This window comes from Bradyrhizobium sp. USDA 4516, assembly GCF_054055915.1.
Map to the genome: position 1 here is coordinate 2,564,270 of NZ_JBSRXT010000001.1, position 16,853 is coordinate 2,581,122.

Annotated in this window: 14 protein-coding genes; 8 read left to right on the plus strand and 6 right to left on the minus strand. The window is 64.6% G+C overall.

The features are described from left to right. The first annotated feature begins 142 nt into the window (after positions 1 to 142). Both ACVI1L_RS11775 and ACVI1L_RS11780 read left to right on the plus strand, forming a co-directional pair. Positions 143 to 1,315 carry an FIST N-terminal domain-containing protein gene (locus ACVI1L_RS11775; RefSeq protein ID WP_456782947.1) on the plus strand — a complete coding sequence of 391 codons (1,173 nt, stop codon included), beginning with the start codon at positions 143 to 145 and terminating at the stop codon, positions 1,313 to 1,315. After that, positions 1,312 to 2,685, plus strand: a complete 1,374-nt coding sequence (locus ACVI1L_RS11780) for an ATP-binding response regulator (RefSeq protein WP_229192426.1) — start codon at positions 1,312 to 1,314, stop codon at positions 2,683 to 2,685. The genes ACVI1L_RS11775 and ACVI1L_RS11780 overlap by 4 nt, the downstream gene beginning before the upstream one ends. Before the next feature lie 105 nt (positions 2,686 to 2,790). On the opposite strand, the gene ACVI1L_RS11785 is transcribed toward ACVI1L_RS11780, so the two are convergent. From ACVI1L_RS11785 to ACVI1L_RS11800, 4 genes are all read right to left on the minus strand, one after another. Continuing rightward, positions 2,791 to 3,531 (minus strand): LuxR C-terminal-related transcriptional regulator, encoded by a 741-nt coding sequence (locus tag ACVI1L_RS11785; RefSeq protein ID WP_057021123.1) that lies wholly within the window; start codon positions 3,529 to 3,531, stop codon positions 2,791 to 2,793. A 280-nt stretch (positions 3,532 to 3,811) separates the two neighbouring features. Continuing rightward, complete coding sequence (locus tag ACVI1L_RS11790) at positions 3,812 to 4,492, minus strand: response regulator (protein ID WP_016843264.1); 681 nt, start codon at positions 4,490 to 4,492, stop codon at positions 3,812 to 3,814. 135 nt (positions 4,493 to 4,627) lie between these two features. After that, positions 4,628 to 5,836 carry a c-type cytochrome gene (locus tag ACVI1L_RS11795; RefSeq protein ID WP_456785541.1) on the minus strand — a complete coding sequence of 403 codons (1,209 nt, stop codon included), beginning with the start codon at positions 5,834 to 5,836 and terminating at the stop codon, positions 4,628 to 4,630. 27 nt (positions 5,837 to 5,863) lie between these two features. Beyond that, a complete protein-coding gene (locus ACVI1L_RS11800; protein WP_076834785.1) occupies positions 5,864 to 7,579 on the minus strand; it encodes a PQQ-dependent dehydrogenase, methanol/ethanol family in 1,716 nt (571 codons plus the stop codon). A 404-nt stretch (positions 7,580 to 7,983) separates the two neighbouring features. Here ACVI1L_RS11800 and ACVI1L_RS11805 point away from each other — a divergent pair, with 404 nt between their 5' ends. From ACVI1L_RS11805 to ACVI1L_RS11820, 4 genes are all read left to right on the plus strand, one after another. Continuing rightward, positions 7,984 to 8,469, plus strand: a complete 486-nt coding sequence (locus ACVI1L_RS11805; RefSeq protein WP_456782948.1) for a (2Fe-2S)-binding protein — start codon at positions 7,984 to 7,986, stop codon at positions 8,467 to 8,469. Positions 8,470 to 8,559: 90 nt separating this feature from the next. After that, the gene (locus ACVI1L_RS11810) at positions 8,560 to 10,899 is read left to right on the plus strand and encodes a xanthine dehydrogenase family protein molybdopterin-binding subunit (protein ID WP_456778507.1); all 2,340 of its coding nucleotides are present in this window, start codon (positions 8,560 to 8,562) and stop codon (positions 10,897 to 10,899) included. Between the two features lie 13 nt (positions 10,900 to 10,912). Next, entirely contained in the window at positions 10,913 to 11,713 is an 801-nt protein-coding gene (locus tag ACVI1L_RS11815) for an FAD binding domain-containing protein (RefSeq protein ID WP_057021118.1), read from the plus strand. A gap of 233 nt (positions 11,714 to 11,946) precedes the next feature. After that, a complete protein-coding gene (locus tag ACVI1L_RS11820; protein ID WP_456782949.1) occupies positions 11,947 to 13,059 on the plus strand; it encodes a CaiB/BaiF CoA transferase family protein in 1,113 nt (370 codons plus the stop codon). Between the two features lie 201 nt (positions 13,060 to 13,260). On the opposite strand, the gene hppD is transcribed toward ACVI1L_RS11820, so the two are convergent. Then, the gene (gene hppD / locus ACVI1L_RS11825; protein ID WP_456782950.1) at positions 13,261 to 14,379 is read right to left on the minus strand and encodes a 4-hydroxyphenylpyruvate dioxygenase; all 1,119 of its coding nucleotides are present in this window, start codon (positions 14,377 to 14,379) and stop codon (positions 13,261 to 13,263) included. Between the two features lie 123 nt (positions 14,380 to 14,502). Between hppD and ACVI1L_RS11830 the strand changes: the two genes are divergently transcribed. Continuing rightward, a complete protein-coding gene (locus ACVI1L_RS11830; protein WP_050384067.1) occupies positions 14,503 to 14,979 on the plus strand; it encodes an Lrp/AsnC family transcriptional regulator in 477 nt (158 codons plus the stop codon). Positions 14,980 to 15,060: 81 nt separating this feature from the next. Continuing rightward, positions 15,061 to 15,372, plus strand: coding sequence for a DUF1272 domain-containing protein (locus ACVI1L_RS11835; RefSeq protein WP_028335203.1), 312 nt, complete (start codon positions 15,061 to 15,063; stop codon positions 15,370 to 15,372). A gap of 164 nt (positions 15,373 to 15,536) precedes the next feature. Here the strand turns inward: ACVI1L_RS11835 and fahA are convergent, their stop codons facing one another. After that, positions 15,537 to 16,808 carry a fumarylacetoacetase gene (gene fahA / locus ACVI1L_RS11840; RefSeq protein ID WP_057021114.1) on the minus strand — a complete coding sequence of 424 codons (1,272 nt, stop codon included), beginning with the start codon at positions 16,806 to 16,808 and terminating at the stop codon, positions 15,537 to 15,539. Between the last annotated feature and the right edge of the window lie 45 nt (positions 16,809 to 16,853).

Sequence of the window (16,853 nt, forward strand, 5' to 3'; positions counted from 1 at the left end):
TGGCATTTCCCCTCACGACCTGAAAGCCGCGGGCAAGCCGGAACGCCAGCCATCGCGGCATGGTCCGGATGCCCTCACGACCCGCGCGGGTTCAATCGGCCGCGCCAAGAAAAGCAAAAAATTCTGGTCAGGGAGAGCGCCTTTGGCGAAGCAGAACGGTAGCACCGCCGACAGTATCGTCGTGGTGCAGGCAAAGACCGACGGGCCGCGGGAAGCAGCCGACGAGATCGCGCGCCAATTGGCGGCGGCTGATCTCGCGATGCTCGTGGTGTTCGTGTCACCGGTCTACGAGCCGCAGACATTCATTGCCGAACTGTCCAGCCGGATGCCCGACGTACCGATCTTCGGCTGCACCACGGCCGGCGAATTGTCGCCCGGCGGTTGGGACGAGGACAGCGTCGTCGCGATGGGCTTCAACGCGGCCGATTTCGTCATCGCGGCCCGGCCGCTGTTCGACCTTTCGACATTTCGGGTCGATCACGGCCGCTCGATCTGCACCGAATTGCAGAACGAATTCGCGCAACGCACCGAGCATTGCGATCACACCCACGATTCCTTCGGGCTGCTCTTCATCGACGGCATGTGCCAGCGTGAGGAGACCATCATGTCGGCGATCTATGCGTCGCTCGGCGACATCCCGGTGGTCGGCGGCTCCGCCGGCGACGGTCTGCGCTTCGAGAAATCGTGGGTCTTCCATGGCGGCGAGGCCTTTACCGATGCCGCGGTCCTGATCCTGATCCGGACCCGGCTGCCGTTCCGCCTGTTCAAGTGCGATCACTTCGAACCGACATCGACCAAGATGGTGGTGACCGAGGCCGACATCGAGCACCGCATCGTCAAGGAATTGAATGCCGAGCCGGCGGCGCTGGAATATTCCCGCGCCGTCGGCCTCAGCGACAGCAAGCTCGAATTGTTCTCGTTCGCCGCGCATCCCGTGCTGGTTCGCGTCGGCGGCGCCTATTACGCGCGGTCGATCCAGCGCACCAACCCGGACGGATCGCTGCAATTCTTCTGCGCCATCGACGAGGGCATGGTGCTGACGGTGGCGCGCGAGCGCGACCCGATCGACGTGACGAGCCGCCTGCTCAAGGAGCTGACCGACGATCTCGGCGAGGTCTCGATGTTCATCGGCTTCGAATGCGTGCTGCGCCGGCTCGACGTCGAGCAGCGCCAGCTGTCGCGGGAGATGTCGGAGCTCTATCGCCGCAACAAAGTGATTGGCTTTCAGACCTATGGCGAGCAGTATCGCTCCATGCATGTCAACCAGACGCTGACCGGCATCGCCATCGGCAAGCGGGCACTCGCGCCGCAATGACGGATACCAAGACCACGCGAATTGCGGCGCTTGAACGCGAGGCCGAGAAGCTGCGCAAGATCAACGCGGCGCTGATGTCGCGCGTCGAACGCTCGACCGATCAGCAGCTCAACGCCTTCTCGCTGTTCGAGACCGCGATCGCGCTGGATCAGCAGGTGCGCGACCGCACCCAGCAGCTCAAGCAGGCGCTGCAATCGCTGGAGAAAACCAATGGTCGCCTGCTGCAGGCCAAGCAGCAGGCCGAAGCGGCGAGCTCCTTGAAATCATCCGTGCTCGTCTCGGTCACGCACGATCTGTTGCAGCCGCTGAATGCGGCGCGGCTGACGCTGTCCGCGCTGACCGAGATGGCAACCGAGTCCAAGAGCGTCGCGCTTACCGATCAGATCGATCGTTCGCTGGCGACGCTCGAGGACATGCTGCGGACGCTGCTCGACATCTCCAAGCTCGATGCGGGCGTGCTCAGGCCCGAATTCGGGCCGGTCGCGATCGCCTCGCTGTTCGAGCCGCTGGAGCAGGAATTTGTCGCGACCGCCGCCAAGCGCAATCTCGGTTTCCGGATCATGCCGTCGTCCGCGGTCGTTCGCTCCGATCCGCTGATGCTGCGACGGATCCTGCAAAACCTCGTCGCCAATGCGCTGCGCTACACCCAGCGCGGCAGCGTGCTGATGGGATGCCGTGCCAGGGGCGATGACATATGCATCGAGGTGCACGACACCGGGCCGGGCATTCCGGAAGCGCAGCGCGAAGCCATCTTCGTCGAGTTTCAGCGCGGCGAAACCAGCGCTGGCGACAAGGCCGGCATCGGGCTTGGTCTCTCGATCGTGCGCCGGTTTGCCGACCTGCTCGGCCATGACATCAGGCTGAGCTCGCGCGCCGGCAAAGGCTCGGTGTTCTCGGTCACCGTGCCTCGCACGCTGGATCCGGTTGCGATCCCGGTGCGCGAACAGGCCAGCGTCGACTATCGATATGGCGGCATGGAGGGCGCCAAGATCCTGCTGATCGAGAACGACCTCTCGAGCGCCGAGGGGCTCGCCCATTTGCTGGAGAAATGGGGCTGCGACGTCGCGGTGACGATCTCCAAGACCGAGGCGCTCGAGCGCATCCACGCGCTCGACGGCATTCCCGACGCCATCATCGCCGATCTGCATCTCGACAATGGCGAGACCGGCATTCAGGCCGTCGATGTCATCCGCGGCGCGATCAACGCCAAGGTACCGGCGATCATCGTGACCGCCGACTACTCGGCCAAGGCCGCCTCCGACGTATCGGCCTTCGGCCATGAGCTGTTGAAGAAGCCGATCAAGCCCGCCGAGATGCGCTCGCTGCTGTCGTTCCTGCTGGCGGCGGAGCAGTCGGGCGCGCGGTTATGAGCAGAGCGTTTTCGAGCGAAGTGGATACCGGTTCGCGTGAAGAAAACGCGTCAGACAAGAACCTGGAGCCTTTCCCGTTGCGATTCCATCGAAACGGGAAAGGCTCTAGGCGCCATGCGACGACGGCGAGGCCGTCACCGGCGCGTGGTCGTGCTTGCCGAAGTCCAGCTTCGACAGCGCGATGATGGCCTCGGTGCGGCTGCGCACGCCGAGCTTGCGCAGGATCTCCGAGACATGCACCTTCACGGTGGTGACCGAGATATCGAGCTCATAGGCGATGTGCTTGTTCTGCAGGCCGCGGCAGATCATGTCGAGCACGCGAAGCTGCTGCGCGGTGAACTGGCCGAGCTGCTGCACCAGCTCGCGCGCCTCGGCCTGGGCCTTCCGGGCGGCGGCGGTATCGCGAAAGCGCGGCGGCAGGCACACCGCGCCTTCGAGAATGCCGCGCAACAGCCGCGCCAGCTCGAGCTTCGGCGTCGACTTCGGGATGTAGCCGGAAATCCCGAGCGAGATCGCGCCGCCGACGATCCGGGGATCGTCATGCGCCGACACGATCACAAGCGCGCTGCGCGGCGCGGCGGCACGCACCCGGTAGGCGCCGAGCAGGCCCGTGGTGCCGGGCATCGACAGATCGAGCAGGATCAGATCGAGCCCGTCGCGCGCCGCGATCACATCCAGCGCACCGTCGATCGACGTCGCCTGCAGCACCTCGGCATCGGGAAACTCGGCCCCGATCACGCCGATCAGGGCGGCACGGAACAGCGGGTGATCCTCGACAATCAGCAGTCGAGGCGTACCCGCCTTGCCGAGCGGCGGCTCGTCCGCCAGGGGCGCGGTCGTGGTCAATGCTGCGCCGTCCTCCCTCGGATGCTCATAACAGCCATTGTGCGCACGACGTTATCTCAAAGCCGGATGGCAGCCTATAGGCAGGATTTCCAATGCGCCCGCCTCGCAGTGCAGCACGGCTAGTGTCCCGAATCCGAAGTTCGCATCATTTGCCGCACCTTCGGAGCGAACTTCGGATTCGATAAGGACACTAGCAAACTTATGATTCTAGTGTGCTTTATCAATGCGAAGTTCGTGAAAGTGGCTGCCGCGAAATCGCACGAACTTCGCATTCAGCACACTAGGGCGCCTTCTCCGCCTTTGCGCCCGAACAGGCCTCCGGGACCGGAAGCGGAATCTTGCCGAGCTCGATGATCGCCTTGTTGCGGCTGAACAGCTTCAGCTTGCGCAGGATCTCGGTGACATGCGCCTTCACGGTGGATTCCGCGAGCTTGAGCTCGGCGGCGATCTCGCGGTTCTGCAGGCCGCGGATGATCAGATGGAGCACCCGGATCTGCTGCGGCGTCAGCTTCTGAATGCGTTCGCGCAGCGTCCGCGCCGTCTCGGACTGTTCCAGCGCACCGACCGCGACGAAATCCCGCGGCGCCGAGACCGAGCCGCTCAGCACGCGCGCGATCGCCTGCGAGAGCTCGCCGAGCGAGGTCGACTTCGGCAGATAGCCGACCGCGCCCATCTCGAGCGCCTCGCGGATGGTGTGCTTGTCCTCCTCGCTCGAGACGATGGCGATCGGCAGCCGCGGATAGCGATCCCTGATCTTCTGGAAGCCGGAGAAGCCGACCACGTCGGGCAGCAGCAGATCGAGCAGCGCCAGGTCGATATTCGGCTCGCTGGCGAGGATGCCAAGGGCCCCCTTGATCGAGGTGGCCTCATAGATCCGGGCATCGGGATGCGAGATGCGGATGGCGTTGCCAAGCGCCTCCCCGAACAGGGGGTGATCGTCGATGATCAGGAACCCCATCATGAGGACCCTCGCACTGCCCAAGCCTCCGTTCCGATTGGATCGGAACGGGGCTCTCGATTCATGTTCTGACGCGTTTTCTTCACGCGAACCGGTATCCACTTCGCTCGAAAACGCTCCTCTTGCGAACCGCAGCTTCTAGTTCGATCCGCCGGTATCCTGCACGCTCTGCAGATAGACATATACGTTTCTGAGCTCGTCGTCGTTGAAGACGTCCTTCCAGGCCGGCATGCCCTTGGCCGGCCGCCCGTCATGGACCGTCTTCCAGAATGTCGATTCCATGTCGTCAGCATAGCGCTTCTTGAGCAGCCTGAGATCGATCTTTCGCTCGGCCTGCACCGCGTCCGGGCCGTGGCAATGCGCGCAGGTTCCGTTGAAGACCTCCCGCCCGGCGGTGGCATCCCCCTTGGCGTCGCCGGCGGTCGCGGCGGTCTGAACCGGTCTCTCGGCCGCCGCGGCCGCGGCCTGCCCGACCGTGACGGGCTCGCTGGCGCCGACGGACGACGTCGTCGCGCGGTCGGCCTCGCCGAACTTCACCGGTGCGCCGTTCGGCACGCCATATTTGGCAAACAGGGCGGCAATCTCCGGCTGCAGCGCCGGCAGCACGCCGTCGACTTCATCGCGCAACGCGCCGGACGCCTTGGCGAAACCGATCGCGGTCGCCCAGAGCAGGCCGTCGCCCTCGGTGGACACGATCTGATATTTGTCGCCGAAGCTGGTCTTGTTGAGCCAGCCCGCCACCGGCGCCCAGATGAAGGCGATGTCGGCCTTGCCCTGTTCGAGCGCCGCCATGCCCTCCTCCGGGCTGAGCACGGTCACCTTCCGGACGTCGTCGCGCAGCGCGAGCAGGTTCTGCGGCGTCGATTGATACTGCACCGCAACCCGCAATCCCCTGAGGTCGTCGACGCCGGCAAGCTTGCGGTCCTTGCTGCCGACCAGCGCATAGCCCTCATGGGCGATCGGCTTCGAGAAGATCACCGCCGGGCCCATGAAATCGTCGATCAAAGGCAGGCCGACCATGGCGTCGCACTGCTTGCTGAGCAGCGTCTCCCGCACCGTGCGCTTGCCGAAATAGGACTTGTACCAGTTGGTGCTCACCGTGCGGCCGAGCGTCTGCGCCACCGCCTGGCCGATCTCGAGATAGAGGCCGGGCTTGCCCGGGTCGTCGCTCGAGAAAGGCAGGTTGGTCGGGTCGGCGCAGAGCCGCAGCGGCGGCTTTGTCTCGTCGGCGCCGGCCGCTAGGGCCAGCACCATGAGCAGGGCGGAGAGCAGCACGGTCCGGATTGCATGTTCCAACCGCGTGTTGCGCGAGGGGGTGCGCAGTTCGTTTCGGGCGATGCAGGACACGGACAATGCTGCCTCCTAGACGATCGTTTACTGCAGGGCGAACACGAACAGCGAGCCGCCTTCGGGCGCCGCGGCGACCATCTTCTTGCCGATGTCACCGAGGAAGGCCGGCAGCGCCGCGGTGCGTCCGACCACGATCGCGACATACTGCTTGCCGTCGACCGAATAGGTCACTGGACCTGCACCGATGCCGCTGCCGAGGTTCTTGCTCCACAGCACCTTGCCGTTCTTGGCATCGATGGCGCGGAAGTCGCCATGCAGGTTGCCGGAGAACACCAAATTGCCGCCGGTCGTCAGCGTGCCGCCGTTGAAGGGCAGGTCTTCCTTGATGCTCCACACCTTCTTGTTGGCGATCGGATCCCAGGCTACGAGCTCGCCGAGGAAGCCGCCGGGGCCCGGCTTGGTCGGGAATTCGGCGCCAAGATAGAACACGCCGCGCTTGTAGTTCACGTCAGAGACCGACCAGTCCATGCACACATTGTTGCTCGGGATGTAGACGAGGCCGGTCTGCGGGTTGAACGACATCGGCTGCCAGTTCTTGCCGCCGATCAGGTTCGGGCAGATGTCCTTGGCGGGATGGCCCGGGCCCGGACGCTTGTCCGGATCCTCTTCCGCCCGCATCGTGTTGATGTCCCACTTCTTGGCCCAGTTGGCGAAGACGTATTTCTCCGCGGAGATCATCTTGCCGGTCTCGCGGTTGGCCACGAAGAAGAAGCCGTTGCGGTCCGCCTTCATCAGCACGGGCGTCTCGGTACCCTTGATCTTGAGGTCGGCGAGCAGCAGTTCGTTGACGCCGTCATAGTCCCAGGCGTCAGCCGGCGTGCCCTGGATGTGCCACTTGATCTTGCCGGTGTTGGGATCGATCGCCAGCGTCGAGGCCGTGTAAAGGTTGGTCAGCTTGCCGAAATTGCCGTCGCCGGTGGAGCGCACCGCGGTATTCCACGGCCCCGGATTGCTGGTACCCCAGTAGACCGTGTCGGACTTGGCATCGTAGGAGCCGACCAGCCAGGCGGCGCCGCCGCCGTGCAGCCCGGTGTCGCCCTTCCAGGTGTCGCTGCCGGGTTCGCCCGGCGCCGGCACCGTGTAGGTCTGCCAGAGCAGCTTGCCGTCCTTGAGCGAGAACGCCTGCAAGGCGCCGCGGACGCCATATTCGCCGCCGCCGAAGCCGGTGATGACCTTGTCGCGGACGACGAGCGGCGGCGAGGTGATGACCGAGCCCTGCTTGTAGTCGACGACCGTCGAGGTCCAGAGCTCCTTGCCGGTCTCGGCGTCGAGCGCGGTCAGCTTGCCGTCGAGCCGGCCGACGAAGATCTTGCCGTCGGCATAGGACACGCCGCGATTGTTGACGTCGCAGCAGGCGTATTGAAGCACGTCATCCGGAATATCGGGCTGCCAGGTCCATTTGCGCGCGCCGGTCGCGGCATCGATCGCATAGACGTATTTCGGACCCCACGAGGTCGACACATACAGGTTCTTGCCGATCACAACCGGCGACGACTCGTTGGAGCGGAGCGAAGCCAGCGACAGCGAGTAGACCAGCTGCAGCTTGCCGGCATTCTCGGAGTTGATCTGCTTCAACGGGCTGAAACGCGTATTGCCGTAATCGTGGCCGGCAATTGCCCATCCGTTGGGATCGGATGCCGCCTTCACGACGGAATCATTGGCTTTCGACGCACCAATGCCTGCCAGCACCATGGCGACCAGCGACACGCCGGCAAAGAAAATCCCGCTCCTCAGCTTCATTGGCTTCCTCCAATATGATTTTGTTGCCGCGATGGATGCATCGCGGGCGCGGATCGCTACCGAATTTCATGAACCAGCGATCTTCTGCCGCTGCGTCGGCGATGAAAATGACAGCAACGCCCTTGCGTCGTTATAGGCGGAAGGTAGTAGCGATCGCGGCGACGATTTTGGCGTGCGGCGAGCACCGTCAGTTTGCCGAAAACCGCTTGCGCTGCCGGGCAATTTCGTCGCGCTGGAGTGCGTCGCAGGCTGCTTGCAAATTGCCCATTGAACGGCTGCCTGCTAGGATCGCAGGCACTGCCCGGCGCCTTCATGACAGGGCCGCGACTACGACTTTGATCGCGGTTACGACCCACATGAAGCGTGGTCTACTGGGCCCATAACGAAGCTATTGGGAGAAACGCGTGTCTACAGTCAAACTGACGGTAAACGGCAAGGCGGTCTCGGTCGACGTTGAGGACCGAACCCTCCTCGTGCACCTCTTGCGCGAAAACATGAACCTCACCGGCACCCATGTCGGCTGCGATACCAGCCAATGCGGCGCCTGCGTCGTCCATGTCGATGGACGGGCGGTCAAATCCTGCACCATGCTGGCCGGCCAGGCCGCGGGCTGCAACGTCACCACGATCGAAGGCCTCGCCAAAGGCGACGAGCTGCACCCGATGCAGGCGGCGTTCCGCGACAATCACGGCCTGCAGTGCGGCTATTGCACCCCCGGCATGATCATGTCCGCTGTCGACATCGTGCACCGCCATGGCGGCAAGCTCGACGAGGAAACGGTTCGCCACGAACTCGAAGGCAACATCTGCCGCTGCACCGGCTACCACAACATCGTCAAGGCGGTGCTCGACGCAGCCGGCCGCATGAAGGTTGCGCAGGCCGCCGAATAGCGCGCCACGCACCGCACACGATCAAGCTCACCACCGCCGGTCTCGATGGAAACGGCGGCAAATCGAATCTCCGGTCGGGAGGACTAGACAATGGGTGTTGAAGGAATTGGCGCACGTGTCGTGCGCAAGGAAGATCGCCGGTTCATCACCGGACAAGGACGTTACGTCGACGACGTCAAAATGGTCGGCATGAGCTACGCTCACTTCATCCGCAGCCCGCATGCCCATGCCAAGGTCAAGGGCATCGATTCCGCCGAGGCCATGAAGATGCCCGGCGTGATCGCGGTGCTGACCGGACAGCAGATCGTCGACGACAAGGTCGGCAATTTGATCTGCGGCTGGGCCATCACCTCGAAGGACGGCTCACCGATGAAAATGGGCGCGTGGCCGGCTATGGCGCCGGAGACCGTGCGCTTTGTCGGGCAGGCGGTCGCGGTCGTGATCGCCGAGACCAAGAACCAGGCCAGGGACGCCGCCGAAGCGGTCGTCGTCGATTACGAAGAACTTCCCGCGGTGCCTGACATCAAGGCCGCGATCAAGCCGGGCGCCGCGCAGCTTCATCCCGAAGCTCCCGGCAACATCGTATATGACTGGCATCTCGGCGACGAAGCCGCGGTCAAGGATGCCTTCGGCAAGGCGGCCAATGTGGTGACGCTCGACCTCACCAATAACCGCCTGGTGCCGAACGCGATGGAGCCGCGCGCGGCGATCGCGCATTACGACCAGGCCGAAGAGCACTACACGCTCTACACGACGTCGCAGAATCCGCACGTCGCCCGCCTCGTGCTGTCGGCGTTCTACAACATCGCGCCCGAGCACAAGCTGCGCGTGATCGCGCCCGACGTCGGCGGCGGCTTCGGCTCCAAGATCTACATCTATCCCGAAGAGATGGTGGCGCTGTGGGCCTCGAAGAAGGTGGGCCGCCCGGTGAAGTGGACCGGCGACCGTTCGGAAGCCTTCCTCACCGACGCGCATGGCCGCGACCATGTCTCGAAGGCGGAGTTGGCGTTCGACAAGGACAACAAGATCCTTGGCCTGCGGGTGAAGACCCACGCCAATTTCGGCGCCTATATGTCGCTGTTCTCCTCGGCCGTCCCGACCTATCTCTACGCGACGCTGCTGTCGGGCCAGTACGTGATTCCGGCGATCTATGCCGAGGTGATCGGCGTCTACACTAACACCACGCCGGTCGACGCCTACCGCGGCGCCGGCCGCCCCGAGGCCAGCTATCTGATCGAGCGCATGATGGAGACGGCGGCGCGGCAGTTGAAGGTCGATCCGACCGAGCTGCGCAAGAAGAACTTCATCACCCAGTTCCCGTATCAGACGCCTGTGATCATGGCGTATGATATTGGTGACTTCCACGCTTCGATCGATGCCGCGATGAAGGCGATCGACTATGCCGGCTTCCCGGCCCGCAAGGCCAAGGCCAAAGCCGACGGCAAGCTGCGCGGCATCGGCATCTCCTGCTACATCGAGGCCTGCGGCATCGCGCCGTCGAAGGCGGTCGGCAGTCTCGGCGCCGGCGTCGGCCTGTGGGAGTCGGCTGAGATCCGCGTCAACCCGGTCGGCACCATCGAGGTGCTCACCGGTTCGCACAGCCACGGCCAGGGCCACGAAACGACGTTCTGCCAGATCATCGCGGAGCGGCTCGGCGTGCCGATCAGCCAGGTCTCGATCGTCCATGGCGACACCGACAAGGTGCAGTTCGGCATGGGTACCTACGGCTCGCGCTCGCTCGCGGTCGGCGGTACGGCGATCGTGAAGGCGATGGAGAAGGTCGAGGCCAAGGCCAAGAAGATCGCGGCGCATGCGCTCGAGGCGTCCGAGAGCGACATCGTGATCGAGAACGGCGAGTTCAAGGTCACCGGCACCGACAAGTCGATCGCGCTGCCGATGGTCGCGCTCGCCGCCTACACCGCGCATAATTTGCCCGATGGCATGGAGCCCGGGTTGAAGGAGACGGCGTTCTACGACCCGACCAACTTCACCTTCCCGGCCGGTGCCTATATCTGCGAACTCGAGGTCGATCCCGGCACCGGCAAGACCTCCTTCGTCAACTTCGTCGCAGCCGACGATTTCGGCCGGCTGATCAACCCGATGATCGTCGAGGGCCAGGTCCATGGCGGCCTTGCGCAGGGCATCGGCCAGGCACTGCTCGAAGGTGTGGTCTATGACGGCACCGGTCAGCTCATGACCGCGTCCTTCATGGACTACACCATGCCGCGGGCCGACGACCTGCCCTCGTTCCAGCTCTCCCACACCACGACGCTGTGTCCGGGCAACCCGCTCGGCGTCAAGGGCTGCGGCGAAGCCGGCGCGATCGGCGCCTCGGCTGCCGTGATCAACGCGATCACGGACGCGATCGGCAACAACAAGCTGGAAATGCCGGCGACGCCCGATCGCGTCTGGCACGCCATTCACGGTTGAGGGAGGAAGAGCCATGTACGAGACAAATTATCACCGCGCTTCCTCGGTCGCTGACGCCGCCGCAACCTTCGCCAAAGGCGCGGAATCAAAATTCCTCGCCGGCGGACAGACCCTGCTTCCGGTGATGAAGCAGCGTCTTGCCGCGCCTTCCGACGTGATCGACCTGTCCAAGGTGCAGGAGATGATCGGCATCGAGGTGTCGGGCGACACCGTCACCATCAAGGCCGCGACTCCGCATTACGATGTGGCGCAAAGTGATGCGGTGCAGAAGGCGATCCCGGCGCTCGCCAATCTGGCGTCGCTGATCGGCGATCCCGCCGTGCGCTATCGCGGCACGATCGGCGGCTCGCTCGCCAACAACGACCCGGCGGCGGATTATCCGGCGGCGGTGCTGGCGCTCGGCGCGACGGTCAAGACCAACAAGCGGTCGATCGCGGCGGATGATTTCTTCAAGGGCCTGTTCACGACGGCGCTCGAGGATGGCGAGATCATCACTGCGGTGTCGTTTCCGGTCCCGGCCAAGGCGGGCTACGCGAAGTTTCCGAACCCGGCCTCGCGCTTCGCGCTGACCGGCGTGTTCGTCACCAAGACCAAGTCGGGTGACGTCCGCGCCACCGCCACTGGCGCATCGCAGAGCGGCGTCATGCGGGTGGCGCCGATCGAGCAGGCGCTGAAGGCGAACTGGGCGGCCTCGGCGCTCGACAGCGTCAATATCCCGGCGAGCGGCTTGCTCGCTGACATCCACGGCTCGGCCGACTACCGCGCCAACTTGATCAAGGTGATGGGACAGCGGGCGGTCGCGGCCGCGGGCTGATAGCGCCTAAACACAAGTCCAGAACGGCGCGCAGCGATGCGCGCCGTTCGCGTTTTTACCGGCGGCACAGGACAAAAGGTGCTTGCCACATCCGGCTTTAGGCGAGACAATTTAGCTAATCAGCTAATTAAAAATACCGTCCCACGGACGGCTGGGAGAACGCATGAAGTTCGGCACCAAGCCAGCCGTGACATCTCAGCCGCCTAGCGCCCCGCAACCAACGGAAGAACAACGTGCTCGATAAACCTGCCTCCCAGACTGCCGCCCGCACCTCGGGCCCGCTCGCCGGCTTCCGCATCGTCGAATTCGCCGGCATCGGTCCCGGCCCGTTCGCCTGCATGCTGCTCGCCGACATGGGCGCCGAGGTCATCACGCTCGATCGGGTCGGCGCCGGCAAGAATCTGAAGGCGGTCGCAACCCGCGGCCGCAAGGTCATCGAGCTCGACCTCAAGAACAAGGCGGCGATTGCTGAAGTGCTCGACCTGCTCGGCCACGCCGACGCGCTGATCGAGGGCTTTCGTCCCGGCGTGATGGAGCGCCTCGGCCTCGGCCCGGATGTCGTGCTCGCGCGCAATCCAAGACTGGTCTATGGCCGCATGACCGGCTGGGGCCAGGAAGGCCCGCTGGCGAATGCCGCCGGCCATGACATCAACTACATCTCGATCACGGGCGCGCTGGCCGCGATCGGCACCAAGGAGAAGCCGGTGCCGCCGCTCAACCTGGTCGGCGATTTCGGCGGCGGCGCGCTCTACCTCGTGGTCGGCGTGCTCGCCGCGCTGCTGGAAGCGCAGAAGTCCGGCAAGGGCCAGGTGGTCGATACCGCGATGTGCGACGGCGCGGCCTCGCTGATGTCGATGTTCTACGACATGGCCGCGCAGGGCCGCTGGAGCGGCGGCCGCGACCAGAATTTCCTGGATGGCGGCGCGCATTTCTACGGCGTCTATGAATGCTCCTGCGGCAACTTCATCTCGATCGGCTCGATCGAGCCGCAGTTCTACGCGCTGCTGCGCAAGCATGCCGACCTGACCGACGCCGACTTCGACGCGCAGATGGACCGCAAGGCCTGGCCGGCGCTGAAGGAGAAGCTGACCCGGGTGTTCAAGAGCAAATCGCGCGCGGACTGGTGTCAGATCATGGAAGGCACCGACATCTGCTTCGCGCCGATCCTGACCATGGAGGAAGCGCCCAAGCATCCGCACATGGCCGCACGCCAGGTGTTCGTCGACCGCCACGGCGTCACCCAGCCCGCCCCCGCGCCGCGCTTCTCGCGGACACCGTCCGCGATCCGCGAGCCGGAACTGGCGAATATCGGGGATGTGACGGCGGCTTGGAAAGCAGCGAAGTAAATCTCGTTGTCGTCCCGGCCAAGCGAAGCGCGAGCCGGGACCCATAACCACGACACGCGGTTGTGGCGCGCGGCTTTTTCCGCGGGACTACTACCCGGCACACGCGATAGATTCCGCGGTATGGGTCCCGGCTCCCGTGCGCAATTGCGCACGAGGCCGGGACGACACCCTTTGCTGTGCGCTGGCGCGGCGCGCCATGGCTCACGCCGCGTGATCGACCTTCAGCACGCCGCGGCGGATCTGGTCTTCCTCGATCGATTCGAACAGCGCCTTGAAGTTGCCTTCGCCGAAGCCATCGTCGCCCTTGCGCTGGATGAACTCGAAGAAGATCGGCCCGATCGCGTTGGCCGAGAAGATCTGCAGCAACACCTTGGTCTGGCCGCCGTCGACCACGCCCTCGCCGTCGATCAGGATGCCGTTGGTCCTGAGCCGGGCGACGTCCTCGCCATGCTTGGGCAGGCGGGCGTCGATCCGCTCGAAATAGGTATCGGGCGGCGACGGCATGAACGGCAGGCCGTCGGCGCGCAACCTCTCGACGGTCGCGTGGATGTCGCGCGCGCCGCAGGCGATGTGCTGGATGCCCTCGCCGCGGTAGGCGTTGAGATATTCCTCGATCTGACCGGAATCGCCGGCGTCCTCGTTGATCGGAATCCGGATCTTGCCGTCCGGACTGGTCAGCGCACGGGAGAACAGGCCGGATGCGCGGCCCTCGATGTCGAAGAAACGGATTTGACGGAAGTTGAACAGTTTTGCATAGAAGCTGGTCCAGACATCCATCCGGCCGCGATGGACGTTATGGGTGAGGTGATCGACGTAATACAGGCCCGAGCCTGCGGGGCGCGGGTTGGCCGCGCCGAGCCATTCGAACTCGGCATCATAGGCCGAGCCCTTGGCGCCGTAGCGGTCGACGAAATAAAGCAGGCTGCCGCCGATGCCCTTGATCGCGGGCACATCGAGCGTCTTCGCTGCAGGCGAGACATCCGCCGGCTCCGCGCCGAGCGCGATCGCGCGCTCATAGGCATGCTTGGCGTCGACGACGCGGAACGCCATCGACGGGGCGCAGGGACCGTGCGCGGCGACGAAGTTGAAGCCGTGGCTGCCCGGCTCCTCGTTGACGAGATAGTTGATGTCGCCCTGGCGATAGACCGTGATCTGCTTGGTCCGGTGGCGGGCGACCGCGACGAAGCCCATCAGCTTGAAAAGCGCGTGCAGCTCCGCCGGATTCGGATGGGCATATTCGACGAACTCGAAGCCGTCGGTGCCCATCGGGTTCTCAGTGCTGATTTCGGCCGGCGGCGCATCGTGCGGAAACGGACCCATGGCGGCAACTCCCTGATTTGTCTGGGGGTCAGTTTCCGTCACTTGCTGCGCAACGTGCGTGCAAAATAGGTCCCTTTTTGCTATTGTCGCGCACGATCCATGCATGAAATGGACATTCTTCGCATGCCTGAAGTCGATGCCTTCGACCTGAAAATGCTCGCCGCGCTGCAGGACGATGGCCGGCTGACCAACCAGCAGCTGGCTGACCTCGTCGGGCTCTCCGCCTCGCAATGCTCGCGGCGGCGGATGCGGCTGGAGGAAGAGAAGGTCATCGCCGGCTACCACGCCGATCTCGCCGGCGAGGCGCTCGGCTTCGGCCTGATCGCCTTCATCCACATCACGCTGGCGACCCACTCGCCCGACAACGCCAAGCGGTTTCGCGAGCTGGTCAACCGGGTCGATGATATCCAGGAGGCCTATGCGCTGACCGGGGATGCCGACTACGTGCTCAAGGTGATGTTGCGCGACCTCAAGAGCCTGTCCGACATCGTCAACAACGTGCTGATGCCGCACCAGAGCGTGGCCCATGTGCGCTCCTCGATCGTGCTCGACCGGCTAAAGGAGAGCACCAGGCTGCCGCTGAAGTCGCTACAGGCGTGATGGCTCGAATCGAGGGAAATCCGCCATTCGCTTTTGCGGCTTGGCTTGCGATCATTCCGACAACGGCAAGAGAGACGAACCATGGCGCTGCAGCTGCGACCGAACTGCGAATATTGCGACAAGGACCTGCCACCCAGCGCAACCGACGCGCGGATTTGCTCCTATGAATGCACGTTCTGTGCGGATTGCGCCGAGACCAGGCTCGGCAATGTCTGCCCGAACTGCGGCGGCGGCTTTGCGCCGCGGCCGATCCGCCCGGCCAAGCCGTGGCGGCCAGGTGTCTGCACGGTCAATCAGCCGCCGTCGGACAAGCGGGTGCACCTGAAATACAGCCTCGAGGACGTCGCGGCGAATACGGCGCGCTTGAGGGATGTCAGGCCCGAGGAACGGTGAGGTTTGCACGCCTGCCTGGCTCCTTCCCCCTGAAAGGGGGAAGGTGGGATGGGGGTCAGCCGCAAGCGCTGGCGTCTACGGAGAGACCGGATCCCCACCCGGTTTGCTGCGCAAACCGACCTCCCCTTTTCAAGGGAAGGTGAAGCCGCGGAATGCGCGGGGAGCTACTCCGTCGCGACGATCGTGCCTTCGACCTCGCCGAAGCCGACGCGATAGCCGTCGCCCTGGCACCAGCCGCGCATCACGAGCGAATCGCCGTCCTCCAGGAACGACCGCGTCACGCCGCTGGCAAGTTCGACCGGCTCGGTGCCGTTCCAGCTGATTTCCAGGAGACTGCCGCGCTGGTGCTTCTCGGGGCCGGAGATCGTGCCGCTGCCGAGGAGATCGCCGACATTCATCGCGCAGCCGCTCGAGGCATGGTGCACGAGCTGCTGCACCGACGACCAATACATGTATTTGAAGTTGGTGCTGCAGATTGTCTTCGCCTCGTTCATTGCACCGGCGCGCAGCGCGACGTCGAGCTGCATGTCGTAATTGTTCGGCTGGGTCTGCTTGAGGTACGCCAGCGGCTCCGGCTGCTGCGCCGGGCCCTGCATGCGGAACGGCTCGAGCGCCTCGCGCGTCACCACCCACGGGCTGATCGAGGTCGCGAACGCCTTGGCCTGGAACGGGCCGAGCGGCACATACTCCCACTGCTGGATGTCGCGCGCGCTCCAGTCGTTGAGGATGACGAAGCCGAAGATCATCTCCTCGGCCTGCTTCTCCGTCAGCATCTCGCCCATCGGCGAGGCCTGGCCGACGACCACGCCCATCTCGAGCTCGAAGTCGAGCCGCTTGCAGGCGCCGAAGCTCGGCGCCTCAGCGGTCGGCGGCTTCAGCTGGCCGCGGGGGCGGCGCACTTTGCTGCCCGACACGACCACCGTCGAGGCGCGGCCGTTGTAGCCGATCGGCATATGCAGCCAGTTCGGCTGCAGCGCATTGTCCTTGCCGCGGAACATGACGCCGACATTGGTGGCGTGCTCCTTCGACGAATAGAAATCGGTATAGCCCGAAACCGCAAACGGCATGTGCAGCCTGACGTCGGCCATCGGCACCAGCGCCCGCGCCCGCAATTCCCTGTTGTCGCGCAGCTCCGGATGATCCGAGCGGAGCAGCTCGCTGATCCGCGCCCGCGTCGCCGACCACACTTTCGGCCCGAGCGCCATGAAGGCGTTGAGCGACGGCTGCGAGAACACGCCGAGCGGCCCGACATCGAGCCGCGAGTCCTGCTCGAGCTCCCACAGGTCGAGCACATAATCGCCGATCGCAACACCGACGCGCGGCGCAAGGCCATCCTTCGACGAGAACACACCATAGGGCAGGTTCTGGATCGGGAAGTCGGAGGTCGGGGCGACGTCGATGAAGGAGCGGAGCTTTGGGTCGTTGGGGTGGGTCACTGATTCCTCCAATCAAGAAGCTGTCATGCCCGGGCTTGACCCGGG

Bases quoted from the DNA above. Each gene is read 5' to 3' on its own strand.
- ACVI1L_RS11780 (WP_229192426.1), top strand. From the start codon at position 1,312: ATGACGGATACCAAGACCACGCGAATTGCGGCGCTTGAACGCGAGGCC.
- ACVI1L_RS11790 (WP_016843264.1), bottom strand. From the start codon at position 4,492: ATGATGGGGTTCCTGATCATCGACGATCACCCCCTGTTCGGGGAGGCG.
- hppD (WP_456782950.1), bottom strand. From the start codon at position 14,379: ATGGGTCCGTTTCCGCACGATGCGCCGCCGGCCGAAATCAGCACTGAG.
- ACVI1L_RS11810 (WP_456778507.1), top strand. From the start codon at position 8,560: ATGGGTGTTGAAGGAATTGGCGCACGTGTCGTGCGCAAGGAAGATCGC.
- ACVI1L_RS11815 (WP_057021118.1), top strand. From the start codon at position 10,913: ATGTACGAGACAAATTATCACCGCGCTTCCTCGGTCGCTGACGCCGCC.
- ACVI1L_RS11835 (WP_028335203.1), top strand. From the start codon at position 15,061: ATGGCGCTGCAGCTGCGACCGAACTGCGAATATTGCGACAAGGACCTG.
- ACVI1L_RS11830 (WP_050384067.1), top strand. From the start codon at position 14,503: ATGCCTGAAGTCGATGCCTTCGACCTGAAAATGCTCGCCGCGCTGCAG.
- ACVI1L_RS11800 (WP_076834785.1), bottom strand. From the start codon at position 7,579: ATGAAGCTGAGGAGCGGGATTTTCTTTGCCGGCGTGTCGCTGGTCGCC.